The following is a 25,641-nucleotide window of genomic DNA, read 5'->3' as shown; positions in this document are numbered from 1 at the left end:
GGCGACCACCGTAGCGCGCCGGTACCGTGCGGGACATGAGCGAGTCCGCAGACGTGGTCGTCAAGCGGGGGCACGCCCCCGGTGCGACCGCCGCCGAGGCCGCCGGGCTGCGCTGGCTGGCCGCAGCGGGCACCGTGCCGGTGCCGGCCATCCACCGCGCCGACGACGACCGGCTCGTCATCGACCGCGTCCCCGCCGGGCGCCCGTCCGCCCCGGCGGCGGAACGGTTCGGCCGCGGGCTGGCCGGGCTGCACGCCGCCGGCGCCCCGGCGTTCGGCGCACCGCCGCCGGGCGGACCGGCCGAGGCGTGGATCGGCCGGGCGCCGATGACCAACGTCCCGGCCGGTGACTGGGCGTCCTGGTACGCGGCCGACCGCGTGCTGCCCTACGTCCGGCTGGCGGTGGACGCGGGCACGTTCGGCCCGGCCGAGTCGGCGTTGTTCGAACGGGCGTGCGGCCGGATCCCGGCGTCGGCCGAGCCGCCCGCGCGGCTGCACGGCGACCTCTGGAACGGCAACGTCCTGTGGGACGGGCACCAGGTGTGGCTGATCGACCCGGCCGCCCACGGCGGGCACCGCGAGACGGACCTGGCGATGCTGCACCTGTTCGGCTGCCCGCACCTCGAAACTGTCGTCGCCGCCTACGACGAGGCGACGCCGCTGGCGGACGGCTGGCGCGAGCGGATCGGCCTGCACCAGCTGTTCCCGCTGCTGGTGCACACGGTCCTGTTCGGACAGTCCTACGCCGGGCAGGCCGTGGCGGCGGCCCGTTCGTTCTAGCAGCGCTGCAGCATCGACTCCAGCGCCGTCTTCTCCGGGACGGTGATGGTCAGGCCGTAGTCGTGCTTCACGACGATCCAGTCGGTGGCGTAGGCGCACCAGTACGACACGAGCGGCGGCTTCCACGCGTCCGGGGCCTTGTCGCTCTTCTGTTCGTTGAGGTTGTCGGTGACGGCCTTCAGCTGCGGGCGGACGAGGTCGTTCGCGAACTGCTCGCGGCGTTCCCGCGTCCAGCTCTTCGCGCCACTGATCCAGGCCTGCCCGAGCGGGACCATGTGGTCGATGTCCACATCGGACGCCTTGTGCCAGGTTTCGCCGTCGTAGGGGCTGACCCAGGTGCCGGACTTCACGGCGCACCGGTCGTCGGTCTTGACGTCCTGGCCGTCTCGCTTCAGGACCTCTTCGCGGACGTCGCAGTTCGCGTCGACCTTGTCCCAGTGCGGGAACTCGTCGCGGCTGTAGCCGTCCATGGTGCCGCGCACGGCGATCTGCAGGGCCGCGAGCTCGGTGCGCGCCTCCGCGGGCGCGATCCGCGGTGCGGCGACCGTGCCGGGGGCCTGCGTCACGGGTCCGGCTCCGGCTCCCGACGACAGCTCGTCGGCGAGCTTGCAACCGGCGAGGGACGAACCCGCGAGGACGGCGAGAAGGACAAGCGCTCGGGTGCGCGGCATCGTGAACCCCTTTCACGTCGACCGGGAGGTGCCCAGCGAACGCGTCGGGGAAACGGTGCAGATGGCCTAGTTGACGCGATCCGAACGGGTCAAGATCCGTGGAAGACCTGCCCGACGAACACGGCGGCCACCACCCCGGCGGCGACGAGCAGGGTCAGTACGAGGAGCAGGGTCCAGGGGACCAGCCGGATCGGCCGCTGGCGCGGGAAGACGGCCCCTCGCGCCGACGGCGTCCACGCGACGGGCTCGTCTTCGGCGACCGGCGCCGGCGGTTCCGGGAGCACGGGGACGACGGCGGGCAGTTCGGGCAGCCGGTCGAGCACGGGAAGCCGCGCGGGGAACCCCTCGGCGATGAGGGCGGCCCGGGGCGGGGCGAGGTGCGCGAGGGAGAGGGCGTAACAGGCGTCGAGAACGTCGTCGGCGGACCAGACGGTCCGCCACCGGTTGTGCTGGGCGATGATCCGCCGAAGCCCCCGCGGATCGGCGAGCACGACGGCGACGCCGGGCACCGGGTGCGGGTCGGGCCAGCGGACGGCTTGCGCGGCGGGTTCCCGGCCGTTCGGCGCCGGCGCGCCTGGCTGCGGTCGCTCCGCGGGCTCGGTTTCCGCCCTTCGCCCATCCCCCTCGGACCCGGCCGCCTGCGGGCCCTCCGCCAGCGCCGCCCCTCGCCCATCCACCTGCGAGCCGCTTGCCTTTGGGGCCTCCATCCGCCCACCCGGCAGCGAGCCGCCCGCTACCCCAGGCGCGGCTGCCTGCGGCCTCTCCGCCGGCCCGGCCCCCGCCGGGCGCCCAGCCACCTCTGAGCCACCCGCCTGCAGGCTCTCCGCCGGCTCGGCCACCACCGCTCGCCCATCCACCTCGGACCAGGCTGCCTGCGGGCCCTCCGCCGGCGCCGCCCCTCGCCCATCCACCTCCGAGCCGCCTGCCTTTGGGGCCTCCATCCGCCCACCCGGCAGCGAGCCGCCCGCTACCCCAGGCGCGGCTGCCTGCGGCCTCTCCGCCGGCCCGGCCCCCGCCGGCCGCCCATCCACCTCCGGGCCACCTGCCCGCGCGGCCTCCACCGGCCCACCCGGCAGCGAGCCACCCGCCGCCTCGAGCTCGTCTGCCTGTCGGACCGCCGCCCACTCGCCCAGCCGTAGCTCCCGTTCGGCCGCGGCCGGTCCGCTCCGCCGCGCCTCCGCCGGAGGGACCACCGCGACCAGGCCCGTCACGTGCCGGCCGCCTTCGTGGCCGGCCAGTGCGCCCCTCGCCGCCGCCACCGCGGCGCCCGTTCGGTCACCCGGGCCCGGCCACTCCGCCGGGCCGGGTTCGTGGGCCGCGATCACCACCACTCCGCTCCTCGTGAACACCAGCGCGTCCACCCGGCGCGGCCCCAGGCGGCTCTGCAGGGTGATCCCGGCCAGCGCCAGCCCCGTGAGGTGCTGCGGGCCCGGGCCCCACGATCGCAACACCGCCACCAGGTGCTCCGCCGCCGGTGGGAGCGGATGGTCTTCGCCGGTTCGCTGGAGGGCCACGAGCACGCCGGTCACACCTCCCACGACGCCTACGGCGAGCACTCCCTCGACGGTAGGAGGCAACCCCGCCTCTCCCCCAGCAGCCGAACGAGTGGTCGATCACCACCGTGCGTAGCCGGGACAGCGGCGGCCCCGGCCCGCCAGACCGTCCACAGTGGATCGCTAGGGCCGCGGGGCGTTGCGCAGGTTGGCCCGCGCCAGGTCGACCATCTTGCCGACGCCGCCGTTGAGCACCGTCTTCGTCGCTCCCAGCGCGAACCCGCGCACCATCTCACCGGTGATGCGCGGCGGGATCGACAGCGCGTTCGGGTCCGTCACCACTTCGACCACCGCCGGGCCGGGGTGCGTGAACGCCTTCTCCAGCGCGCCGCGCACGTCGTCCGGGTCCTCGACCCGCTCGGAGTACACGCCGCAGGCCGCGGCGATCGCCGCGAAGTTCACCGGGGCGTGGTCGGTGCCGAAGTCCGGGAGGCCGTCGACCAGCATCTCCAGCTTCACCATGCCCAGCGTGGCGTTGTTGAACACCACCACCTTCACCGGGACGTCGTAGGCCGGCAGCGTCAGCAGGTCGCCCATCAGCATCGCGAGCCCGCCGTCGCCCGAGAGCGACACCACCTGGCGGCCCGGCTGGGCCAGCTGGGCGCCGATCGCGTGCGGCAGCGCGTTCGCCATGCTGCCGTGCCGGAACGAACCCAGCACGCGGCGGCGGCCGTTCGGCGTCAGGTAGCGCGCGGCCCAGACGTTGCCCATGCCGGTGTCGACGGTGAACACCGCGTCGTCCGCGGCCACCTCGTCGAGCACCGAGGCGACGTACTCCGGGTGGATCGGGCGGCGGTGCTCGATCTTCGTCGTGTACGCGCCGACGACCTTCTCCAGCTTCCGCACGTGCTCGCGCAGCATCCGGTCGAGGAACGCCCGGTCCGTGCGAGGCCGCAGCAGCGGGAGCAGGGCACGCAGCGTCTCGCGCACGTCGCCGTGCACCGCCAGGTCCAGCGGCGTGCGGCGGCCGAGGCGCGAGGCGTCGTGGTCGAGCTGGATCGTGCGCGCCTGCGGGAGGAAGTTGTCGTACGGGAAGTCCGTGCCCAGCAGCACGATCCGGTCGGCCTCGTGCATCGCGTCGTAGCAGGCGCCGTAGCCGAGCAGGCCGCTCATGCCGACGTCGAACGGGTTGTCGTACTGGATCCACTCCTTGCCGCCGAGCGAATGCCCGACCGGCGCGGCGAGCTTCTCCGCCAGCGCCATGACCTCGTCGTGCGCGCCGCGGACACCCGCGCCGGCGAACAGCATCACCTTCTCGCCGGAGTTCAGCAGGTCCGCGAGCTCCTGGACGACCTCGGCCGTCGGCACGGCGGGCGACGGCGTCACCAGCGGGAGGCGCTCGGTCAGCGGGCCGGTCGCCTTGCGGTCGGCGAGGTCGCCCGGGATGGTCAGCACGGCGACGCCGCCCTTGCCGACGGCGGCCTGCGTGGCGATCCGCAGCAGGCGCGGCAGCTGCGCCGGGTCCGCCACGACCTCGCTGAAGTGGCTGCACTCCGCGAAGAGCCGGTCCGGGTGGGTCTCCTGGAAGAACCCGGTGCCGATCTGGTTCGACGGGATGTGCGACGCGATCGCCAGTACCGGGGCACCCGAGCGGTGGGCGTCGAAGAGGCCGTTGATCAGGTGCAGGTTGCCCGGCCCGCAGCTGCCCGCGCAGACGGCGAGCTTGCCGGTGACCTGCGCTTCGGCCGCCGCGGCGAAGGCGGCGGTCTCCTCGTGGCGGACGTGCACCCACTCGATGCCGCCGGTGCGGCGGACCGCGTCGACGATCGGGTTCAGGCTGTCCCCGACGATGCCGTAGATGCGCTCGACCCCGGCGTCGCGCAGGGTCCTGACCAGTTGTTCTGCGACGGTAGCCATACCTCCAGCCTGAACCCGGATGATCGATGCGTCCAATGCCTGATTGGCTGAAAATCCATACACTGGAGGCATGGACGTCCAGACGCTGCGGCTCTTCCGCGAGGTCGCGGCCGGCGCCACCGTCACCGAGACCGCCGCGCGGGCGCACCTCACCCAGCCGGCGCTGTCGCGGGCGCTGCGGCGGCTCGAGCACGACACCGGAGCCGAGCTGTTCCGCCGGTCCGGCCGGGTGCTGCGGCTGACACCGGCCGGGCACGCGTTCAAGCGGCACGTCGACCTCGTGCTCGACCAGCTCGACCAGGGCCTGCGCGAGGTGGGCGAGATCGTCGCGCCGGACACCGGGGTCGTCCCGCTGGCGTTCCTGCACACGTTCGGCACCTGGCTGGTGCCCGCGGTGCTCACCGGCTTCCTGCGCGAACACCCGGGCACCCGGTTCGAACTGCGCCAGCACGGCGAGGCCGGGCTCGAGGCGGAGCTCCTCGACGGCACCGCGGACCTCGTCATCACCAGCGGCGACCCGGGGCACGCCCAGCTGCGCTGGTCCCGCCTGCTCGTCGAACCGCTGCGGCTGGCGGTGCCGCCGTCCCACCGGCTCGCCGGGCGGCGGCGGGTGCGGCTCGCCGACGTCGCGGACGAGACGTTCATCCTCCTGCGGCCCGGTTACGCCCTGCGCGAAACGACCGAGCGGCTGTGCGGCGAGGCCGGGTTCGTCCCGCGGGTCGGGTTCGAAGGGGACGAAGTGGAGACGCTGCGCGGGCTCGTCACCGCCGGGCTCGGGGTGTCCGTGCTGCCTTTGCCGCACACGGCGGCGTTTCCGGCACCGCACCTGGAACTGACCGATGTGGACGCTGCCCGCGACATCGGGCTCGCCTGGGCGGTGGGGCGGAATCTCCCGCCACCCAGCGAAACCTTCCGACGGCACGTCCTCGCCACCGTGCCCACCGCCTTCGACCGTCCACATCGGACTACGCCGGAAATGTGAGAATTCCGGCACGAGCACGCACGGTGACCGGCGGTGTGCGAGGGTGGAGGCATGGTCGCCGCGCTGAGATCCTTCCTGCTGTCCTGGACCTCCGTCACCCCGGTGCTCGGGGTGCTCGTGCTGGCGCTCACCTGGGGGCGCGACCTCGGCCCGGTCTTCGTGGCCGTCGTCGCCGTCGCGCTGGGGGCGACCGTGCTGGCCGCGGTGCACCACGCGGAGGTCGTCGCCCACCGCGTCGGGGAACCGTTCGGCTCGCTGGTGCTCGCGGTGGCGGTCACCGTCATCGAGGTCGCGCTGATCGTCACGATGATGGTGTCCGGCGGCCCGGAGGCCGGTTCGCTGGCGCGGGACACGGTGTTCGCCGCCGTCATGATCACGACGAACGGCATCGTCGGCATCTCGCTGCTCGTCGGCGCCCGCCGCTACGGCTCCACGCTGTTCAACTCCGAAGGCAGCGGCGCGGCGCTGGCGACGGTCGCGACCCTGGCCACGCTGAGCCTGGTGCTGCCGGCGTTCACCTCCAGCACGCCGGGGCCGGCCTTCTCCCCCACCCAGCTGACGTTCGCGGCACTGGCGTCCCTGGTGCTGTACGGGACGTTCGTGCTGACGCAGACGGTGCGCCACCGCGACTTCTTCCTCCCGGTGGCGGCCGACGGCGCGGTCAAGGCCGACGACCACGCCGAACCACCGTCGAACCGCGCGGCGCTGGGCAGCCTGGCGCTGCTGCTCGTGGCGCTGATCGCGGTGGTCGGGCTGGCGAAGGTCGAGTCGCCGGCGATCGAGGCCGGGGTGCGGGCGGCCGGGTTCCCGCAGTCGTTCGTCGGCGTGGTGATCGCGCTGCTGGTCCTGCTGCCGGAGACCCTGGCGGCGGTCCGCGCGGCCCAGCGCGACCGGATGCAGATCAGCCTCAACCTGGCGTACGGCTCAGCGATCGCGAGCATCGGCCTGACGATCCCGGCGATCGCGCTGGCGTCGGTGTGGCTGCCGGGCCAGCTCCTGCTCGGCCTGGGTTCGACGCAGATCGTCCTGCTCGCGCTGACGGTGGTGGTCAGCGTCCTGACGGTGGTCCCCGGCCGAGCCACCCGCCTCCAGGGCGGCGTGCACCTGGTCCTGCTGGCGGGCTTCCTCGTCCTGGCCATCAACCCTTGACCGCGTGTCGTCCCCGCAATCACGCGTGATGCCCCGGCAATCACGCGAGATGCCCCGCGGAACACGGCCGATGCCCGCCTCGGTCCGCCAGTCTGCGGCCGGGCAAGAAGCCCCGCCCGTGCGGGAGGGGACATCACCCGTGATCAGGGGGGCATCGCGCGTGATTGGAGGGGCATCATGCGTGATGGGAGGGGCGACACGGGTCAGGCGGTGGTGACCTCGATGCCCACCACGCAGGTGTCGTCGTCGGTGTCGGCCGTGCTGTAGGTCAGGAGCCGGTCCAGCTGGTGCTCGAGGCCGCCGTCGTGGCCGTCGACCAGCGTCACCAGGCGGGACACCGAATCCTGGACCGGGCGGTCGCGGCGCTCGATCAGGCCGTCGGTGTAGATCAGCAGGATGTCGCCTTCCGCCAGCTGGAGCTCGTCCTCCTCGTACGTCACGTCGCGGACCGCGCCGAGCAGCGAGCCGCGGATCAGGGGCAACGTCGTCGCCGTGCCGTCGCGGTGGCGGACGATCGGGGGCAGGTGGCCCGCCCGCGCCCAGCGCAGCTTCCGGTGCGCCGGGTCGTAGACCGCGGTGACCGCCGTTGCCGTGACGTGGTCGGTCAGGTGGTAGGCCACCAGGTTCAGCCACGTGAGCAGCTGGGCCGGACCGGCGCCGGTCGCCGCGAGACCGCGCAGGGCGTTGCGCAGGCTCACCATCCCCGTCGCCGCGTCGATACCGTGGCCGGCGACGTCGCCGACGCACAGCAGGACCTCGCCGGTCGGCAACGCCACCGCGTCGTACCAGTCGCCGCCGACCAGGTGCTCCTTCTCCGCGGGCCGGTACCGGACGGCCGCGCGCAGGCCCGGCATGTCGATCGGGCCCTTGGCCGGCGGCATGATCGCGTGCTGCAGCTGCAGGGCGAGCCGGTTGCGCTCGATCGCCTGCTGCTCGGTCTCGGCCAGCCTGTCCCGCGTCGCGGCCAGCGCCACCTCGGTCCAGTGCTGCGACGAAACGTCCTGGTAGGCGCCCCGGACCGCGACCAGCTCGCCGCGGCCGTCGACGACCGGCTCGGCGACCACCCGGATGTGCCGGGCCACGCCGTCGGAACGCTGCAGCCGGAACGCCGTCGACGACGGGCGCTTGTGGTGCAGCACCGCGCGCAGGAACCGGCCGATCGCCGGCGCGTCGTCGGGGTGGGCGTTCGCGGCCAGGTCGTGCAGCGACAACGGCGTGGCGGTGGGCGGCAGGCCGTACAACGAGAACAGCTCGATGTTCCAGGTGATCGCCCCGGTGACGACGTTCTCCTCGAACCCGCCGATGCGCCCGAGCCGCTGGGCGTGCTGCAGCAGCACCGCCAGCTTCGCCGCGTCGTCCTGGATGCGCAGGATCAGCAGGACGTTGCCGGCGAAGCGGGTGACGCTGACGTCGGTGAGCACGGTCAGCGGCACCTGGTCCACCAGCGTCGTGACCGCCATGCTCTCGGCCCGGAACGGCTCCCCGGTCGCGTAGACGCGCTGGATCTTGTCGAGCAGGCCGCTCTCTTCGGCGGCCAGCGGGTACGACTCCAGCAGCCGGGTGCCGACGATCCGGCTGCGCGGCCGCCCGCCCGGGTCGGCGAACCGGACGTTGGCGTGGTGGATGCGGAAGTCGTTGAGCCGGTCGCCGCCGTCGACGCACGGCGACAGCAGCACGGCCGGGTCGTGCAGGCCGTCGATGAAGTCGACCAGCTCGCCGAGGAAGTCGCCGCCCGCCACCGGCGCGACCACGCCGTCCCAGGTGTCGAGGGTGTGCGCGCAGAGCTCGGCGAGCGCCTCCAGCTGACGGCGCTGCCGCCCCGGTTCCGCGGGCAGCGGCTCCGGCCAGCACATCTCGACGACGCCGATGATCCGGCCGCCGGTGCCGGTCGGCACCGTCACCCGGCCGCCGCCGGAGAGCGTGTGCTGCCCGATCGACGGCAGCCCGGCCGCCGCGAGCGCCGGGAGCCAGACGGTGTCGCGTTCGATCAGCGCGCTGCGGGCGGGTGTCGCCACGCCGGGCGGGACGTAGCACCAGCGCGCCGCCTCCTCGGCGGAGAACCCGGCCGAGCCGGCCAGCGTCAGCGACCCGTCCGGCCCGGCGAGCCACACCGCGACCGCGGTCGCGCCGAGCGGCCGCAGCGCGTGCTCCAAAATGGACTCCGCGACGCGCTGGGTGTCCCCCGCCGCGAGCACCCCGCTCTCGGCGGTCCGCAGCCGCACCGCGACGGACTCTTCGTCCTCCGCACGGGCCAGGAACTCCTGCGTCACCTCGGTGATGCGGTCCTCGGCCGCCTCGCCGACGACGTCCGCGGCGAACTCCAGCGGCGTCATCCCCGAGCGCTCGGCCAGCGACTCCAGCTGCTTCGCCGCGTCCGACGGCGTGCAGTGCAGGCGTTCCATCAGCACGCCCTTGGCCAGCTCGATCAGCCCGCGGCCGTCGGCGACGGCGTGCGCGTGCTCGACCTCGCCGCGCAGGCGGGCGACGGTGTCGGCGAGCCGGGCGAGGTTGGCCGACACCTCGGCCGGCGGGGGCAGCACGGTCTGGTCCTCGGCGGGCAACCGGTCGTCGCCGATCACGCCGTCACGTGCCGCTTGATGCGGGTGATCAGGTCGTCCGCATCGACCGGTTTCGTGACGTAGTCGGTCGCGCCCGAGGCGAGGCTCTTCTCCCGGTCGCCCGGCATCGCCTTCGCCGTCACCGCGACGATCGGGATCCCCGCGTGCTCCGGCATCGCGCGGATCTTCGCGGTCGCGGTGTAGCCGTCCATCTCCGGCATCATCACGTCCATCAGGATCAGGTCGATGCCCGGGTGCGCCGCGACCGTCTCGACGCCCTTGCGGCCGTCCTCGGCGTGCAGCACGTGCATCCCGTGCAGTTCGAGGATCCCGGTCAGCGCGTAGACGTTGCGCGGGTCGTCGTCGACGATCAGCACCGTGCGCCCGGCCAGCGTGGTGTCGACGTCGGCCGCCCGCACCGGCGCGGCCGGCTCGTCCTGGCGGACCAGCGGCAGCACGGCGCCGGGCTCCTCCGCCGACAGGTGCAGCGCGATCCGCTCGCGCAGCTCGTCGAGCCCCGAGAGCACTTCCAGGGACGGCACGTCCGCGCGGGACTGCACCAGCTGTTCGAGCTCGCCGTCGAGCCGGCGGCTGTTGTGGGCGAGCACCGGGACCAGCCGCAGCGCGCTGTCGCCCTGCATCGCGTCGAGGAAGGTGAACGCGGTCCGGTCCGGCAGGTCCAGGTCGAGCACCACGCAGTGGTAGGCGTCGGTGGCGAGCGCGGCGGCCGCCTCCTGCGTGCCGACCGCCGTCACGACTTCGACGTCCGCGGGCGACAGGCCGATGTCCCGGCTGTCGGCCAGGTCCGCCGCCGCGCTCTCGGCGACGAGTGTCAGCAGCCCGTGCTGGCGTTCCTCGACGACCAGCAGCCGCCGGTGGGCCCGCGGGCCCGACGCCGGGACCGGGGTACCGGGCTCGGTCGTCGCCAGCGCGGTACCGGGGTGCTCCCCGGCGGGCAGCGGCGCGAAGTCCGGGCGCGCGACCGGCAGCGTGAAGGTGAAGGTGCTGCCCTCGCCCAGGATGCTTTCGGCGGTGATCACGCCACCGAGCAGCTGGGCGATTTCGCGGCTGATGGACAGGCCGAGCCCGGTTCCGCCGTACTTGCGGCTGGTCGTGCCGTCGGCCTGCTGGAACGCGCCGAAGATCGATTCGAGCTGGTGCTCGGCGATGCCGATGCCGGTGTCGGTGACCCGGAAGGCGACCGCGGGCCCGTGCGCGCGCAGCGGCCGCGGCAGGGTGTCCGGGTCGACCGCCTCGATGTGCAGCTCGATCCCGCCGACCTCGGTGAACTTGACCGCGTTGGACAGCAGGTTGCGCAGCACCTGCCGCAGCCGCGAGTCGTCGGTGAGCAGCTCGGCGGGCGAGCCGGGCGCGACGGTGATCCGGAAGTCCAGGTTGCGCTGCGAGGTCATCGGCCGGAACGTCGCCTCGACGTAGTCGATGAGCTGGCGCAGCGACACCTGCTCCGGCGTGACGTCCATCTTGCCGGCCTCGACCTTCGACAGGTCGAGGATGTCGTTGATGAGCTGCAGCAGGTCCGAGCCCGCGGAGTGGATGATGCCCGCGTACTCGACCTGCTTCGCGGTGAGGTTGCGGGTCGGGTTCTGGGCGAGCAGCTGGGCCAGGATCAGCAGGCTGTTGAGCGGGGTCCGCAGCTCGTGGCTCATGTTGGCCAGGAACTCCGACTTGTACTTCGACGCCAGGGTGAGCTGCTGGGCGCGGGCCTCCAGCTCCTGGCGGGCCTGCTCGATCTCCAGGTTCTTCGTCTCGATGTCGCGGTTCTGCGTGACCAGCAGGGCTGCCTTCTCCTCCAGCTCGGCGTTGGAGGACTGGAGTTCCTCCTGCCGCGCCTGCAGTTCCTCCGAGCGGGCCTGCAGCTCCGCGGTCAGCCGCTGGGACTCGCCGAGCAGCTCGTCGGTGCGGGCGTTGGCGACGATGCTGTTGACGTTGACGCCGATCTGCTCCATCAGCAGCTCGAGGAACGCGCGGTGCACCGTGGTGAAGCCGTGCACCGACGCCAGCTCGATGACGCCGAGCACCTGGTCCTCGACCACGATCGGCAGCACGATCAGGCTGGCCGGCGCGGTGCTGCCCAGCCCGGAGGAGATCGTGGCGTAGCCCGGCGGGACGTCGTCGACCGCGATCGCGCGGCGGCTGCGGGCGGCCTGGCCGACCAGCGACTGGCCGACCCGGAACCGCACGGTGGGGCCGTCGCCGACAGCGCCGGACTCGGGGTGGCCGTACGCGCCGACCAGCCGCAGCTCGGGCACCTCGGCGGTGTCGTCGGCCAGGTAGAAGGCGCCGTACTGGGCGTTGACCAGCGGGACGAGCTCGTCCATCACCGCGGCCGCGACGACGGCGAGGTCACGGCGGCCCTGCATCAGCCCGGTGATCGTGGCGAGGTTCGACTTGAGCCAGTCCTGCTCCTGGTTCGCCCGCGTGGTCTCGCGCAGCGACTCCACCATCGAGTTGATGTTGTCCTTCAGCTCGGCGACCTCGCCGGAGGCGTCGACGGTGATCGAGCGGGTCAGGTCGCCCTCGGCGACCGCGCTGGTGACCTCGGCGATCGCGCGGACCTGCCGGGTGAGGTTCCCGGCCAGCTCGTTGACGTTCTCGGTCAGCCGCTTCCAGGTGCCGGACACGCCCTCGACCTCGGCCTGGCCGCCGAGACGGCCCTCGCTGCCGACCTCGCGCGCCACGCGCGTGACCTCCGCGGCGAACGCGGAGAGCTGGTCGACCATCGTGTTGATCGTGGTCTTGAGCTCCAGGATCTCGCCGCGGGCGTCGACGTCGATCTTGCGGGTCAGGTCGCCCTGGGCGACGGCGGTGGTCACCTGGGCGATGTTGCGGACCTGCCCGGTGAGGTTGTTCGCCATCGAGTTGACGTTGTCGGTGAGGTCCTTCCAGGTGCCGGCGACGTTCGGCACGCGGGCCTGGCCGCCGAGCATGCCCTCGGTGCCGACCTCGCGGGCCACGCGGGTGACCTCGTCCGCGAACGCCGAGAGCGTGTCGACCATCGTGTTGATGACGTCGGCCAGTGCCGCGACCTCGCCCTTGGCCTCGACGGTGATCTTGCCCGAGAGGTCGCCGCGGGCGACCGCGGTGGCGACCTGCGCGATCGAGCGGACCTGGCCGGTCAGGTTGGACGCCATCACGTTGACGTTGTCGGTCAGGTTCTTCCAGGTCCCGGACACGCCGCGGACGGTGGCCTGGCCGCCGAGGTTGCCCTCGGTGCCGACCTCGCGCGCCACCCGGGTGACCTCGTCCGCGAACGCGGACAGCTGGTCCACCATCGTGTTGATGGTGTCCTTCAGCTCGAGGATCTCGCCGCGGGCGTCGACGCGGATCTTCTGCGACAGGTCGCCGCGGGCGACCGCGGTGGTGACCTGCGCGATCGAGCGGACCTGCGCGGTGAGGTTGTCGGCCATGACGTTGACCGACTCGGTGAGGTCCTTCCAGGTGCCGGAGACGCCCTTGACGTCGGCCTGACCGCCCAGCCGGCCCTCGGTGCCCACCTCGCGCGCCACCCGGGTGACCTCGTCGGCGAACGCGGACAGCTGATCAACCATCGTGTTCAGCGTGTCCTTGAGCTCCAGGACCTCGCCGCGGGCGGTGACGTTGATCTTCTGCGACAGGTCGCCCTTCGCCACCGCGGTGGCGACCTGGGCGATGTTGCGGACCTGGTCGGTCAGGTTCCCGGCCATGAAGTTCACCGAGTCGGTGAGGTCGCGCCAGGTGCCCGAGACACCCTTGACGTCGGCCTGACCGCCCAGCCGGCCCTCGGTGCCGACTTCTCGCGCGACGCGGGTGACCTCGTCGGCGAAGGACGACAGCTGGTCGACCATCGTGTTGATCGTGTTCTTGAGCTCCAGGATCTCGCCGCGGGCGTCGACGGTGATCTTCTGTGACAGGTCGCCCTTCGCCACCGCCGTCGTCACCTGGGCGATGTTGCGGACCTGGTCGGTCAGGTTCCCGGCCATGAAGTTCACCGAATCGGTGAGGTCGCGCCACACGCCGCCGACGCCGGGGACCTGGGCCTGGCCGCCGAGGCGGCCTTCGCTGCCCACCTCGCGCGCCACCCGGGTGACCTCGTCCGCGAACGACGACAGCTGGTCCACCATCGTGTTGACGGTGTCCTTCAGCTCGAGGATCTCGCCGCGGGCGTCGACGTCGATCTTCTGCGACAGGTCGCCCTTCGCCACCGCGGTCGCCACCTGGGCGATGTCACGCACCTGGGTGGTCAGGTTGCCGGCCATGGCGTTCACCGAGTCGGTGAGGTCCTTCCACGTGCCCGACACGCCGGGGACCTTCGCCTGCCCGCCCAGCTGGCCCTCGCTGCCGACCTCACGGGCGACGCGGGTGACCTCGGAGGTGAACAGCGAGAGCTGGTCGGCCATGCCGTTGAACACCGTGGCGATCTCGCCGAGCAGGCCGTCGGCCCCGCCGGGCAGCCGGATGCCGAAGTCACCGTCCCGGACGGCGGTCAGGCCGGCCAGCAGCCGGCGCAGCTCCTGCTCCCCGGCCTCGCCCACGCCTGCGACTGCGACTCCGGCACCCGGGCGCGTCCCCTCGACCATTGCCCCACCCATCCGCCACCCGTTTCTCCGTTTGCCGGCGCCGCGGCGCCGTCCCGCCGCCTGCACACCGGGTGGCTCAGCATAGTGCAGCTGCACTATGCTGAGCGGCAACGGTTGAGCAACCAGCCGCGCCCGTGTCCACGCGCGCTCACCAGGCGGTGCTCGAAAGCCTTTCCTTCTCCCCCAGGCCATCCGGCCACGTTGACCCGTTCGGCTGAACGCCGCGGCGGGGTCCGGTGACGAGCGCGCGGCCGCCGTCGCCGCGCTTCGCCGTGCCCGGAATCAGCGTCCGGTGTGGACACTCCATTGTGGATCGGAAAGGCCCCGGCTCAGAGCCAGTCCTTGCGTTTGAACAACGCGTACAACCCGAACGACAGCACCACCAGCAACACCGCCGACGTCCAGAACCCGCTCGGCGCGCCGCTGCCCGGGTACGGCACGTTCTGGCCGTAGAACCCGGTCACCGCGGTCGGCACCGCGATCACCGCGGCCCAGCCGGTGACCTTCTTCATGATCAGGTTCAGCCGGTTGCCCTGGAGGTTCAGCTGGGTCTCCCGCACGGTCGCGATCAGCTCGCGCAGGGCCTCGGTCTGCTCGGCGGCCTGCCGGGCGTGGTCGTGGACGTCCTCGAAGTACGGACGGGTCAGCTCGTCGGCCAGCCGCAGGTCCGGGCGCATCAGGGAGCTGATGACCTCGCGCATGGGCAGCACGACCCGGCGCAGCGCGGTGAGGCTCTTGCGCAGCCGGAACGAGCGGCGCTGCAGTTCCGAGGAGTCCGGCCGGTCGGCGAAGACGAGGTCCTCCAACGCTTCCACCTCGTCGTCGAGTGCCTGCACGGCCTCGTACTGCCCGTCGACGACGTGGTCGAGCAGGCCGTGCAGCAGGAACGGCACGCCGGACTTCGCCAGCTCCGGCGTCCGGTCCCAGGCACGCACGACCGGTTCGATGTCGAAGCCGTCGTCCTTGCGCACGGTGACCATTGCCCGCGGCGTGACGAAGGCGCCGAGCTCCGCCGTGGTGACGACGCCGGTGCCGGCGTCGAACCGCACCGCGTAGGCGGCCAGGAAGGCGTGGCCTTCGTAGCGGTCGAGCTTGGGCCGCTGGTGTTCGGACACGGCGTCCTCGACGGCGAGCCGGTGCAGGCCCAGTTCCTCGGCGAGCTCGGCCAGGTCCGCTTCGGTCGGCTCGCAGAGGTCGACCCAGACCGCCGTGTCGTCTTCGGCCAGGAACTCCGACACGTCCTCGACCGGGAAGTCTTCCTTCTGCAGCACACCGTCGCGGTACACCCGGGTTCTGGTCATCCCCCTCGGTTACCCCGCGGCGGCGGGGTTCAAGCTAGCCGAGGAAGCGGGCGAACCAGGCTCGGCTGCGGTGCAGGAAGTCGAGCTGGTGGCCGCGTTCGCGCAGCGAGTGGCCCTCCCGTGGGTAGACCACGAACTCGTGCTCGCGGTCGCCGAGGGCGTGGTGCAGGAGTTCGGCCTGCGAGAGCGGGACGTTCGTGTCGTCCTCGCCGTGCACGATGAGGACCGGGGTCGCGATCCGGTCCGCGTGGGTGATGGGGCTGTTCTCCCGGCCGCCGAGCGCGGATTCGAACCGGGAGTGCTCACCGGTCGCGGCGAGCAGCGGCCAGTCGATCACCCCCGCGCTGACGAGGGCCGCCTTGAAGCGGTCCGTGTGCCCGACGGCCCAGGCGGCCATGAACCCGCCGTGGCTCCCGCCGCTGATCCCGAGCCGGTCCGGGTCGGCGACGCCTTCGGCCACGAGGAGGTCGATGCCGGTGAGGAGGTCGGTGAACTCCGCGCCGCCGACGTCCCCGGCGACACTCGCCGCGAAGGCGTGACCGTGGCCGAGGCTGCCGCGGGGGTTCGGGTGGAACACCGCGAACCCGGCCGCGGCCAGCCACTGACCGCAGCGGAACCAGTTGAGCTGGAACCCGTCGGCGTGGCGGTCGTACGGGCCGCCGTGCACCAGGGTGATCAGCGGGAAGGGCCCGTCGGCGCGGGTCCGGCCGGGCGGGAGGACCAGGAGGCCGTCGAGGTCCAGACCGTCTTCGGCCCGGTAGGACAGGCGTTCCTGGGCGCCCCACCGGATCCCGCGCAGCCGCGGCTCGCCGAGCCGGGTGCGCGGGCCGCCGGCTGGTCCACAGTGGACTGCTTCGGGCTCGGTGGCGGTGCTCCCGACGACGGCGACGCGGCCTCCGCCCGCGCTCAGGCCCTGCAGGCTGCCGGTCGCGCGGTCGAGCTCGGTGAAGGCGCCGGAAGCGGGGTCGAGGCGCCGGATCGTGGTGTCGAGGCCTTCGGCGAACAGGGCCAGCAGCGAGCCGTCGCCGGCCCCGGCCAGTTCGATCGGGCAGCCGCTCAGCCCGGCGGTGCGGTTCCGGTGGCCGGCGGCGTCGAAGACCGCGGTACCGCCGATCAGGCCGGGCGGGGTGAGGCCGAGGTAGGCCAGGTGCCAGCCGGCGTCGTCGCGCCACCAGGTGAGCGACCCGGCCTCCAGCGCCGGGGCGCCGAGCTCCTGCCGGGCACCGGTGACCGGGTCGACCAGGTGAAGACGGGGGTCGAAGAGCCCGGGCTCCCGATCGGCGACGGACCAGGTGAGCACGGCGAGCGTGTGGCCGTCCGGCCGGACGGCGGCTTCCACGACGTGCCGGCGGCCGAAGTCGGCGAGCGGGCGGACGGCGCGGGTCGAGGTGTCGAGCAGCCAGAGCCGGCCGGGCGGGGCGGCGGTGTCCCAAACGGGCGCCTCGGCCGCGCCCGGCCGTACCACGCGCACCCGGGGGTCGGCCGTCGCTTCCTCCTCCGGCGCGACGAGCACCACCGCACCGCCGCCGGGGAGCGGCCGGTGATCGCCGACTCCCGCGCGCCGGTCCGTCAGCCGCTCCGGTGCGCCGCCTTCGGGACCGACGCGGTGCAGCTGCGCCGTCCCGCGTTCAGCCCGGTCCGAGAGGAAGTACACCCACGCGGAATCCGCCGACCACCTCGGTTCCCGGTCCTCCGCCGGCGCGGCGGCGAGCTCCCGGGGCGGCGCGCTCCCGTCCGCGGGCGCGATCCACAGCCCGCTTTCCGGGTGCTCCCCCGCGCGCCCCACCGGCGCCTCGACGAACACCACCCACCGCCCGTCCGGCGATACGCGCGGCGTCTTCGGTACCTGCCGGTCGACCACGGCCTCCGCCGTCAGCTCCCCCACGCCCCCAGTCTGGCATCACCCGGCGCCTTCGCCGGGAACCGGCGAGCCCGCGTCCGGGTCGTCCGCGCGGACCGCCGCCAGGAAGCGGACCACCGCACGGGGTTCGGGGAAGACCTCGCCGCCCAGGTGGGTCAGGACCGTGGCGCCCGCGGCGTCTTCGATCGCCGCCGCCCAGCCGTGGGTTTCGTCCCAGACCAGGGCCAGGTCGTGACCCGGGAAGCGGGACAGGCGCCAATCGAGGGCGATGTAGGCCGCCGCCGGACTGCCCGCGTCGAGCGTGCAGGACTCGAACCCCACCCCCACCGCCCGGGCCACCGACCCCACGTAGTCGCGCAACCGCCGCTCGAACGAGAACTCCGTGTCGCGCTCGAAGTCGATCAGAATGCTCAACGCCGCCTCGCTTTCCCCGTCCCGCCGCGGGATCCTCCGCGGTCGCCCGATCGGGTACCCCACCCCCGTGTCCCTCAATCCCGCCCGATCCCGGCGAACCGGACAGCGATTGTCGTCCACTCGGTGACATTTCACTTGTCATCGTTTGGATGACATGTTAGAACCGCGGTATCCGAAGAGAAAGGTGAAGCACCCCCGTGACCGCATCGATCGAACTCCCGACCGGTTACCGGCACCCCGCCGTCCCCGCGCTGCTCGAGTACCTCCGCGACGTCACCGCCGAGCTCGGGATCGGCCTCGAGTCCTGCACCATCGACCACGACCGCCCGGTCTCGGCCTACGTCGCCCTCGACACCCGGCTGCCGCACTACCCCGACCGCGACCTGGCCCTGCTGTGGGACGAAGAACGCGGCTGGGCGGCGGCGATCGAGACGCACTCCGGCGAGGACCTGATCGTCCTGCGCCACCTCGGCGGACCGGCGGTCGCCCCGGCACCGAGCCGGGTCGCGAAGTTCGTCACCGCCCTGCACGAAGGCGACCACTCGATCGGCCGACCCGACCCGGTCCGCCTCCGCACCGCGGGCGACGCCGCCGCAATCGCCGCCCTGCTGCGCCGGCCGGCCCTGACCCGGTGACGAGCTGCGCACGGCGGCTCGAACAGGCCAGGTCCGGCAACGCCGGGCCGCGGGCTCGAGCCGGCCGCCGGTGCCGCGGCTCCGGACGATCGACGCGTTCCGGGCAGCGCCGGCCGGGCCCCGCGAAGCGGACACCCGCCTGAACCGTTCCCACCACCCGGGACGGGCCGGAAAACCGGGCCCCGGCGGCGCAGTGCGTCCGCCGTCGGCGTGAGGCAGGATCGACTTCGTGACCATCGATCAGGCCGGGGCGCCGGAAGCCCCGCCGTTCCCCGAACACGAAGCCCGCGTCGACGCGCTGAGACGGCAGCTCACCGCGATCGACGGCGAAGCGACCGTCCGGCTGGCGAAACGGACCTCCAACCTGTTCCGCTCCCGGGCCGCCGCGAAACACCCCGGGCTGGACGTCTCCGGCTTCACCCACGTGCTGCACGTCGACCCCGCGACCCGCACCGCCGACGTCGAAGGGATGGTCACCTACGAGCAGCTCGTCGACGCCACCCTGCCGCACGGGCTGATGCCGCTGGTCGTGCCGCAGCTGAAGACGATCACCCTCGGCGGCGCGGTGACCGGCCTCGGCATCGAGTCCTCGTCCTTCCGCAACGGGATGCCGCACGAGTCGGTCCTCGAGCTGGAGATCCTCACCGGGGACGGGCGGATCGTCGTCGCCACCCCGGACAACGAGCACCGCGACCTGTTCCACGGCTTCCCCAACTCCTACGGCACCCTCGGCTACGCGCTGCGGCTGAAGATCCTCCTGGAACCGGTGAAGCCGTTCGTGAAGGTGCGGCACGTCCGCCACCACGACCGCGAGAAGTTCTTCGAAGCACTGGCCGAGGTCTGCGCGAAGAGCGAGCACGACGGCGAGCACGTCGATTTCGTCGACGGCACGGTGTTCGGCCCGGACGAGTTGTACCTGACCCTGGGGACGTTCACCGCCACCGCGCCCGCGACGAGCGACTACACCTGGCTCGACATCTACTACCGCTCGATCCAGCGGCGGCAGACCGACCACCTCACCGTGCGCGACTACCTCTGGCGCTGGGACACCGACTGGTTCTGGTGCTCGCGCGCGTTCGGCGTCCAGCACCGGTTGCCCCGGCTGCTGCTCGGCCGCCGGTTCCTGCGGTCCTCGGTGTACTGGAAGGCCGTCGCGCTCGACCGCCGGTTCCGGATCGCCGAGCGCCTCCTGAAACTCCGGCGGCTGCCGCCGGAGGAGACGATCGTGCAGGACATCGAGGTGCCGGTCGGCCGCGCCGCGGAGTTCCTGGCGTTCTTCGAGCGGGAGATCCCGATCAGCCCGGTCTGGATCTGCCCGCTGCGCCAGCGGCCCGGCGGCGTCCGCTGGCCGCTCTACGAACTGGACCCCGAACAGCTCTACGTCAACTTCGGGTTCTGGTCGGCCGTGCCGCTGGACCCCGGCGAGCGCGACGGTGTGCACAACCGGATGATCGAGGCCGAGGTCACCCGCCTCGGCGGGCACAAGTCGCTCTACTCGGACAGCTTCTACACCGAAGACGAGTTCTGGCGGCTCTACAACGGCGACGCCTACCGGGCGCTCAAGCGCAGCTACGACCCGCGCGAGCGGCTGCTCGGCCTCTACGAAAAATGCGTCCGCCGCCGGTGAAAGGAACGAACGTGACCCAGGAAAACATCACCGTCGGCGCCGTCTTCGAGCGGCTGCTCGGCCCGCGCGCCGAGGTCTCGATCACCGCCTACGACGGCAGCCGCAGCGGCCCGGCCGACGCGCCGGTGGCCTTCGAGGTGCGCTCGCCGCTCGCGCTGGACTACCTGATGTCCTCCCCCGGCGACCTCGGCCTCGCCCGCGCGTACGTCGCCGGCGCGCTCGAGGTCGAGGGCGACCTCTACACGGCACTGCACGCGCTGGCGGCCCAGGTCGACCAGCTGACCCCGGCCGATCGGCTGTGGCTGCTGCGCAAGCTCGGCCCGCGCCACCTGCGCCTGGTCAAGCCGCCCGCCGAAGAGCACCCGAGCCGGTTCCGGCGCGGGCTGACCGCGCTGCGGCACTCGAAGCAGCGCGACAGCGAGGCCATCGCGAGCCACTACGACGTGTCAAACCGGTTCTACGAGCTGGTCCTCGGCCCGTCGATGGCCTACACGTGCGCGGTGTTCCCGCACGAGGACGCCACGCTGGAGGAAGCGCAGGCGAACAAGTTCGACCTGGTCTGCCGCAAGCTCGGCCTCAAGCCCGGGATGAAGCTGCTCGACGTCGGCTGCGGCTGGGGCGGCATGGTCGCGCACGCCGTCCGGCACTACGGCGTCGAGGCCATCGGCGTCACCCTTTCGCGCGAACAAGCCCAGTGGGCGCAGAAGAACGTCGTCGCGCTGGGGATCGCCGACCGCGCCGAGATCCGCCACCTCGACTACCGGGACGTCACCGAAACCGGGTTCGACGCGATCTCGTCGATCGGCCTGACCGAGCACATCGGCGCGCGCAACGTGCCGGGCTACTTCCGCTTCCTGGCCGGCAAGCTCAAGCCGCACGGGCGGCTGCTCAACCACTGCATCACCAACCCGGACACCAGCGTCGCCCACCGGTCGCGGGGCTTCATCGACCGTTACGTCTTCCCGGACGGCGAGCTGGAGGCACCCGGCGAGCTGATGACGGCCATGCACGACGCCGGGCTGGAGGTGCGGCACTCGGAGAACCTGCGCGAGCACTACGCGAAGACGCTGGCCGGCTGGTGCGCCAACCTCGACGAGCACTGGGACGAGGCGGTCGCCGAGGCCGGTGCCGGGCGCAGCCGGGTGTGGGCGCTCTACCTGGCGGCCTGCCGGCTGGCCTTCGAACGGCGCGAGATCGAACTGCACCACATCCTCGGCGTGCGGACCGACAGCGAGGGCGGGATGGGCATGCCGCTGCGACCCGATTGGGGAGTTTGACCACCGGGGGTGGCCACGCGGGGCGGGTGATGCGAGGATGGTGGGGAGACCGGGTGTCCGAATGGGACATCCAGGCTCACAACAAAGAGTAGGTATGGGTATGGCTCAGGGCAGTGTCAAGTGGTTCAACGGCGAAAAGGGCTTCGGCTTCATCGCGCAGGACGGCGGGGGTCCGGACGTGTTCGTCCACTACTCCGAGATCCAGGGCAGCGGCTTCAAGTCGCTCGACGAGGGTCAGCGCGTGGAGTTCGAAATCGGCCAGGGCCAGAAGGGCCCGCAGGCCCAGCGCGTGAGCGTCATCTGAGCCACGAGGCACCCTAAGGCCCTCGCCCCGCTCCGGGGCGGGGGCCTTGCCCGTTTTCCGGGCCCCTCGCGAGTAGGCCGATCAGGCGGTCCCTCTCGACCACACTGCGGGTTCACAACGATCAGGTAACGTGAGTGGTGGCGAGAGCACCACGTACGCCGGCGTCCCCGCCGGCCCCACTCTCACCGCGCGGCCACCGCGGCAGTTCACCGGCAGGAGCGGTGACGCGCCCGGCCACCGCAGTCCCCTTTTCGCCGGGTGTTCCCGCTCCCCGGCCTTCCGCGCCCGCGCGCGGCGCCGAATTCGAAACGAGTAGTGCATGACCGCCTCCGTGAAGGCAGCCCGGCCGGCCCCGAAACCCGTGCTCTCCGGCAAGCAGACGATCCCCGAGCTCATCACCATCCGCACGTTCCTGCTGGTCCCGTTCGTGGCGCTGGCCGTCGCCGTCCCGGTGTTCTGGGGCTGGGGCATCAGCTGGGTCGACCTCGCGATCGGCGCCGCGTTCTTCGTGGTGTCGACGCTGGGGATCACCGTCGGCTACCACCGCTACTTCACGCACGGCGCGTTCCGCGCGAAGCGGGCCCTGCGGATCGCCCTCGCGATCGCCGGCGGCCTCGCCGCGCAGGGCCCGGTGCTCGTCTGGGTCGCCGACCACCGGCGGCACCACGCCTTCTCCGACCGCGAGGGCGACCCGCATTCGCCGTGGCTGTTCGGGACGTCGCCGGTGGCGCTGGTCCGCGGCTTCTGGCACGCGCACATGGGCTGGCTCTTCGGCCGCGACAAGACCAACGTCGACCGGTTCGCCCCGGACCTGGCCGCCGACCGCGACCTGCGCGTCGTCGACCGGCTCTTCCCGCTGTGGGTGGTGGTGAGCCTGCTGCTCCCGCCGTTGCTCGGCGGGCTGATCACCCTTTCGTGGTGGGGTGCGCTGACCGCGTTCCTGTGGGCGGGTCTGGCCCGGATCTCCTTCCAGCACCACGTGACGTGGTCGGTGAACTCGATCTGCCACATGATCGGCGAACGCCCGTTCGCCAGCCGCGACCGCTCGGCGAACTTCTGGCCGCTGGCCATCCTGTCGATGGGCGAGTCCTGGCACAACACCCACCACGCGGACCCGACGTCGGCCCGCCACGGCGTGCTGCGCGGCCAGCTCGACGTCTCCGCCCGGGTGATCTGGGTGTTCGAAAAGCTGGGCTGGGCGTGGAACGTCCGCTGGCCGACGGCGAAGCGGCTGGCGGCACTGGCCCGCTGAGGCCCGAAAGCCGGCCGAAAGTCCTTGACCGCCGCCTCCGTGCCCGGTGATCTTGGAGCGATGGACACGGTCGCGCTGACCTTCGACGACGGCCCGTACCCCGAGACGACCCCGGCCCTGCTGGCCGCGCTGGGCGGCACGCGGGCGACGTTCTTCCTGTGGGGCGAGCACGCCGCGGCCCACCCGGACCTGGTCCGGGCGATCGCCGCGGCGGGGCACGCCATCGGCAACCACACGTGGACCCACCCGCAGCTGACCACGCTGGCCGACGACGCCGACCGCGACCGGGAAGTCCGGCGCACGCAGGACCTCCTGACCCGGCTGACCGGGCTCCGGCCGACGCTGTTCCGGCCGCCCTACGGCGACACCGACGCCGCGGTGGCGTCGACGATCGCGGTCCACGGGCTCACCGAGGTGCTGTGGAGCGTCGACACCCGCGACTGGGCCGGCTGCACCACCGACGAGATCGTCGCCGCGGCCGGGGACGTGCAGCCGGGCGGCGTCGTGCTGATGCACGAAGGCCGCCCGGCCACCGTCGACGCGGTTCCCCGCATCCTCGCCGCGCTCACCGCGCGCGGGCTGCGTCCCGGTCCCGTCAGGGGTTGAGGGCGAAGTACGCCGGCTTCGGGCGCAGGTTCTCGTCGAAGAGGCAGGCCGCGCCTTCGCCGGGGAAGACGTCCGGGACCCACGAGTGCCGGTCCGTGAAGCCCCACGTCGTGAACTCGACGCACTTGCGGACCGCGTGGCAGCCGTCCCAGAGCTGCCCGAAGTAGCTCGCCTGGGTGGCGAGCTTCGCCGGGTCGGCCGGCGTCGGGATCCGGACGTCGGCCTCGGTGACCGCGGTCTCCACGCCGATCCTGGCGAAGCGGGCCAGGTTTTCGCGGTACTGACCCGGGAAGCCGTACTGGATCGACAGGTGGCCCTGGATGCCGACGCCGTCGATCGGCACACCCTGCCGCCGCAGCGTCTTCACCAAGTCGTACACCGCGTCGCTCTTGGCGTTGATCCCTTCGATGTTGTAGTCGTTGAGGTAGAGCTTCGCGTGCGGGTCGGCCGCGTGCGCCCAGCGGAAGACGTCGGCCACGAAACCGTCGCCGAGCTTCTGCCGGAAGACCGTGTCACGCCGGGTGCCGTCCTCGTTGAAGATCTCGTTGACGACGTCCCAGGCGCGAATCTTTCCCTGGTACCGCTTGACTTCCGTGGTGATGTGGTCGCGCAGGACCCGGCGCAGCTCGTCGGCGGGCAGCGTACCGACCCAGTCCGGGAGCTGGGAGTGCCAGACCAGCGTGTGGCCGCGGACGGTCTTGTGGTGCGTCCGCGCGTACTCGACGATCGCGTCCGCGCCCGACCAGTCGTACTGGCCCCGCACGGCTTCGACCGTGCCCCACTTCATCTCGTTCTCCGGCGTCACGTTGTCGAATTCCCGCGTGAGCACCGCCCGGTAATCGGTTTCCGCGGCCAGGTAGGCCGCGGCCACCGCGCTCCCGACGTAACGGTTCGTGGTGTATTGCAGCGGCGTGTGCGCGGATGCCGCAGGCGCCTGCCACACCGCAATACCCAGCGTGGCCGCCACCGCCAGCAGGACGCGTTTCTTAGGAATTCTTCCCGGCATCTTCATCCTCCACGAGACAATGGTGCTAACGATGCTCCGAAACTTTCCAACAGTTTCAATTCAGGTTTCGATGACCTAGAATCTCCTTCATGACAACGAAGTCTGACGAGCTCGAGCCGACCGAGTCGCGGGTGACCATCGCCCGGATCGCCGCCGAGACCGGTGTCTCCGTCCCGACAGTTTCGAAAGTGTTGAACGGGCGCCCCGACGTCGCCGAAAGCACGCGCGCCCGCGTCGAAGCCGTCATCGGGAAATACGGGTACCGGCGTCGTGCCGACGAACGGTCCCGTCGTTCCCGGCTGCTGGAGCTGATGTTCCACGAACTCGAAAGCACGTGGGCACTCGAAATCATCCGCGGGGTGGAGTGCGTCGCCCGCGAAAACGGAATGGCGGTGGTGCTGGCGGAATCGTCGGGCCGGCACACCCCCGGGCAGAGCTGGCTGGAGAGCGTCCTCGCCCGCCGGCCGGTCGGGATCGTTTCGGTGTGCTCGGACTTCACCGGCGGGCAGCTGGCGAAGCTCCGGGCGCGGGACATCCCGCTGGTGGTGGTCGACCCGGCCGGCGCGCCCGGACCGGAGACGCCCTCGATCGGGGCCACGAACTGGCAGGGCGGGCTGACGGCCACCCGGCACCTGATCGACCTGGGCCACCGCCGGATCGCGATGATCGGCGGGCCGGAAGGAGTCCTGTGCAGCCGGGCCCGGATCGACGGGTACCGCACGGCGCTGGAGACGGCGGGCCTGGCGTTCGACCCGGCGCTGGTGCGCCGCGGCGACTTCCACGTCCGGGCCGGTTACCGTGAACTGGCTTCACTGCTCACCCTCCCGGACCGGCCGACGGCGGTGTTCGCCGGCAGCGACCTGCAGGCACTCGGGGTGTACGAGGCCGCTCGGGACGCGGGTCTGCGCATCCCGGACGACCTTTCCGTGGTGGGCTTCGACGACCTGCCGATCGCCCGCTGGCTGACCCCGGAGCTGACCACGGTCCGCCAGCCCCTGCAGGAGATGGCGGCGGCCGGTGCCCGGCTGGCGATTTCGCTGGCCCGCGGGGTCGATCCGGAGAGCCACCGGCTGGAGCTGGCGACCAGCCTGGTCGTCCGGCACAGCACGTCGGCGCCGGCGCACCGGGGTTACCGGGTGCTGACCGGCGGCGCGAGGTAGGACACGCAGCTGATCCACGGCCGGCGGGCGCGGCGCCGGCTGTCGTTCAGCGACCTCCGGGCGCCGGAACTG

The 25,641-nt window shown here is 72.4% G+C and carries 19 protein-coding genes; 10 read left to right on the top strand and 9 right to left on the bottom strand.

Annotated elements, in window-relative coordinates:
* Positions 1–35: 35 nt before the first annotated feature.
* On the top strand, positions 36–779 hold the full coding sequence (locus ACWEGE_RS00490) for a fructosamine kinase family protein (RefSeq protein ID WP_449658303.1): 744 nt from the start codon (positions 36–38) through the stop codon (positions 777–779).
* Here ACWEGE_RS00490 and ACWEGE_RS00485 read toward each other — a convergent pair.
* From ACWEGE_RS00485 to ACWEGE_RS00475, 3 genes are all read right to left on the bottom strand, one after another.
* A complete protein-coding gene (locus ACWEGE_RS00485) occupies positions 776–1,450 on the bottom strand; it encodes an HNH endonuclease family protein (RefSeq protein WP_449658302.1) in 675 nt (224 codons plus the stop codon). The two genes, ACWEGE_RS00490 and ACWEGE_RS00485, sit on opposite strands and share 4 nt — an antisense overlap.
* Before the next feature lie 89 nt (positions 1,451–1,539).
* Entirely contained in the window at positions 1,540–2,127 is a 588-nt protein-coding gene (locus tag ACWEGE_RS00480; protein WP_449658301.1) for a hypothetical protein, read from the bottom strand.
* A gap of 999 nt (positions 2,128–3,126) precedes the next feature.
* Positions 3,127–4,860 carry a pyruvate dehydrogenase gene (locus tag ACWEGE_RS00475; RefSeq protein ID WP_449658300.1) on the bottom strand — a complete coding sequence of 578 codons (1,734 nt, stop codon included), beginning with the start codon at positions 4,858–4,860 and terminating at the stop codon, positions 3,127–3,129.
* Between the two features lie 70 nt (positions 4,861–4,930).
* Here ACWEGE_RS00475 and ACWEGE_RS00470 point away from each other — a divergent pair, with 70 nt between their 5' ends.
* Positions 4,931–5,842: a LysR family transcriptional regulator gene (locus tag ACWEGE_RS00470; RefSeq protein WP_449658299.1), complete on the top strand. Its 912-nt coding sequence runs from the start codon at positions 4,931–4,933 to the stop codon at positions 5,840–5,842.
* A gap of 51 nt (positions 5,843–5,893) precedes the next feature.
* A complete protein-coding gene (locus tag ACWEGE_RS00465) occupies positions 5,894–6,991 on the top strand; it encodes a calcium:proton antiporter (protein WP_449658298.1) in 1,098 nt (365 codons plus the stop codon).
* A 203-nt stretch (positions 6,992–7,194) separates the two neighbouring features.
* On the opposite strand, the gene ACWEGE_RS00460 is transcribed toward ACWEGE_RS00465, so the two are convergent.
* The 5 genes from ACWEGE_RS00460 to ACWEGE_RS00440 form a co-directional block, all read right to left on the bottom strand.
* Complete coding sequence (locus tag ACWEGE_RS00460) at positions 7,195–9,570, bottom strand: SpoIIE family protein phosphatase (protein ID WP_449658297.1); 2,376 nt, start codon at positions 9,568–9,570, stop codon at positions 7,195–7,197.
* Complete coding sequence (locus tag ACWEGE_RS00455; protein ID WP_449658296.1) at positions 9,567–14,126, bottom strand: HAMP domain-containing protein; 4,560 nt, start codon at positions 14,124–14,126, stop codon at positions 9,567–9,569. The genes ACWEGE_RS00460 and ACWEGE_RS00455 overlap by 4 nt, the downstream gene beginning before the upstream one ends.
* Positions 14,127–14,455: 329 nt before the next feature.
* Positions 14,456–15,427 carry a magnesium transporter CorA family protein gene (locus ACWEGE_RS00450; RefSeq protein ID WP_449658295.1) on the bottom strand — a complete coding sequence of 324 codons (972 nt, stop codon included), beginning with the start codon at positions 15,425–15,427 and terminating at the stop codon, positions 14,456–14,458.
* A gap of 34 nt (positions 15,428–15,461) precedes the next feature.
* Positions 15,462–17,312, bottom strand: coding sequence for a S9 family peptidase (locus tag ACWEGE_RS00445; RefSeq protein WP_449658294.1), 1,851 nt, complete (start codon positions 17,310–17,312; stop codon positions 15,462–15,464).
* Positions 17,313–17,327: 15 nt separating this feature from the next.
* Positions 17,328–17,702: a DUF6292 family protein gene (locus tag ACWEGE_RS00440; RefSeq protein WP_449658293.1), complete on the bottom strand. Its 375-nt coding sequence runs from the start codon at positions 17,700–17,702 to the stop codon at positions 17,328–17,330.
* A gap of 197 nt (positions 17,703–17,899) precedes the next feature.
* Between ACWEGE_RS00440 and ACWEGE_RS00435 the strand changes: the two genes are divergently transcribed.
* The 6 genes from ACWEGE_RS00435 (at position 17,900) to ACWEGE_RS00410 (ending at position 23,403) form a co-directional block, all read left to right on the top strand.
* The gene (locus ACWEGE_RS00435; protein WP_449658292.1) at positions 17,900–18,337 is read left to right on the top strand and encodes a DUF6292 family protein; all 438 of its coding nucleotides are present in this window, start codon (positions 17,900–17,902) and stop codon (positions 18,335–18,337) included.
* A 229-nt stretch (positions 18,338–18,566) separates the two neighbouring features.
* Positions 18,567–19,964 carry an FAD-binding oxidoreductase gene (locus ACWEGE_RS00430; RefSeq protein WP_449658291.1) on the top strand — a complete coding sequence of 466 codons (1,398 nt, stop codon included), beginning with the start codon at positions 18,567–18,569 and terminating at the stop codon, positions 19,962–19,964.
* Complete coding sequence (locus ACWEGE_RS00425; RefSeq protein ID WP_449658290.1) at positions 19,946–21,241, top strand: class I SAM-dependent methyltransferase; 1,296 nt, start codon at positions 19,946–19,948, stop codon at positions 21,239–21,241. Before ACWEGE_RS00430 ends, ACWEGE_RS00425 begins: the two co-directional genes overlap by 19 nt.
* A 100-nt stretch (positions 21,242–21,341) precedes the next feature.
* Positions 21,342–21,545: a cold-shock protein gene (locus ACWEGE_RS00420; RefSeq protein WP_004558414.1), complete on the top strand. Its 204-nt coding sequence runs from the start codon at positions 21,342–21,344 to the stop codon at positions 21,543–21,545.
* Between the two features lie 319 nt (positions 21,546–21,864).
* Positions 21,865–22,797 carry an acyl-CoA desaturase gene (locus tag ACWEGE_RS00415; RefSeq protein WP_449658289.1) on the top strand — a complete coding sequence of 311 codons (933 nt, stop codon included), beginning with the start codon at positions 21,865–21,867 and terminating at the stop codon, positions 22,795–22,797.
* Between the two features lie 60 nt (positions 22,798–22,857).
* Positions 22,858–23,403, top strand: a complete 546-nt coding sequence (locus ACWEGE_RS00410; RefSeq protein ID WP_449658288.1) for a polysaccharide deacetylase family protein — start codon at positions 22,858–22,860, stop codon at positions 23,401–23,403.
* Here ACWEGE_RS00410 and ACWEGE_RS00405 read toward each other — a convergent pair.
* A complete protein-coding gene (locus tag ACWEGE_RS00405) occupies positions 23,393–24,409 on the bottom strand; it encodes an endo-1,4-beta-xylanase (protein ID WP_449658287.1) in 1,017 nt (338 codons plus the stop codon). The genes ACWEGE_RS00410 and ACWEGE_RS00405 overlap by 11 nt on opposite strands.
* An 89-nt stretch (positions 24,410–24,498) precedes the next feature.
* Here ACWEGE_RS00405 and ACWEGE_RS00400 point away from each other — a divergent pair, with 89 nt between their 5' ends.
* Positions 24,499–25,569, top strand: coding sequence for a LacI family DNA-binding transcriptional regulator (locus ACWEGE_RS00400; protein ID WP_449658286.1), 1,071 nt, complete (start codon positions 24,499–24,501; stop codon positions 25,567–25,569).
* Positions 25,570–25,641: the final 72 nt, after the last annotated feature.

Source organism: Amycolatopsis sp. NPDC004747, assembly GCF_053601335.1.
This window is presented reverse-complemented; position numbering and strand designations above follow the sequence as displayed.

What these genes read in the sequence shown, in the direction of transcription:
- ACWEGE_RS00465 (WP_449658298.1), top strand. Translation starts at nt 5,894, where the DNA reads ATGGTCGCCGCGCTGAGATCCTTCCTGCTGTCCTGGACCTCCGTCACC.
- ACWEGE_RS00470 (WP_449658299.1), top strand. Translation starts at nt 4,931, where the DNA reads ATGGACGTCCAGACGCTGCGGCTCTTCCGCGAGGTCGCGGCCGGCGCC.
- ACWEGE_RS00490 (WP_449658303.1), top strand. Translation starts at nt 36, where the DNA reads ATGAGCGAGTCCGCAGACGTGGTCGTCAAGCGGGGGCACGCCCCCGGT.
- ACWEGE_RS00455 (WP_449658296.1), bottom strand. Translation starts at nt 14,126, where the DNA reads ATGGTCGAGGGGACGCGCCCGGGTGCCGGAGTCGCAGTCGCAGGCGTG.
- ACWEGE_RS00405 (WP_449658287.1), bottom strand. Translation starts at nt 24,409, where the DNA reads ATGCCGGGAAGAATTCCTAAGAAACGCGTCCTGCTGGCGGTGGCGGCC.
- ACWEGE_RS00485 (WP_449658302.1), bottom strand. Translation starts at nt 1,450, where the DNA reads ATGCCGCGCACCCGAGCGCTTGTCCTTCTCGCCGTCCTCGCGGGTTCG.
- ACWEGE_RS00475 (WP_449658300.1), bottom strand. Translation starts at nt 4,860, where the DNA reads ATGGCTACCGTCGCAGAACAACTGGTCAGGACCCTGCGCGACGCCGGG.
- ACWEGE_RS00425 (WP_449658290.1), top strand. Translation starts at nt 19,946, where the DNA reads ATGCGTCCGCCGCCGGTGAAAGGAACGAACGTGACCCAGGAAAACATC.
- ACWEGE_RS00450 (WP_449658295.1), bottom strand. Translation starts at nt 15,427, where the DNA reads ATGACCAGAACCCGGGTGTACCGCGACGGTGTGCTGCAGAAGGAAGAC.
- ACWEGE_RS00410 (WP_449658288.1), top strand. Translation starts at nt 22,858, where the DNA reads ATGGACACGGTCGCGCTGACCTTCGACGACGGCCCGTACCCCGAGACG.
- ACWEGE_RS00420 (WP_004558414.1), top strand. Translation starts at nt 21,342, where the DNA reads ATGGCTCAGGGCAGTGTCAAGTGGTTCAACGGCGAAAAGGGCTTCGGC.
- ACWEGE_RS00415 (WP_449658289.1), top strand. Translation starts at nt 21,865, where the DNA reads ATGACCGCCTCCGTGAAGGCAGCCCGGCCGGCCCCGAAACCCGTGCTC.
- ACWEGE_RS00400 (WP_449658286.1), top strand. Translation starts at nt 24,499, where the DNA reads ATGACAACGAAGTCTGACGAGCTCGAGCCGACCGAGTCGCGGGTGACC.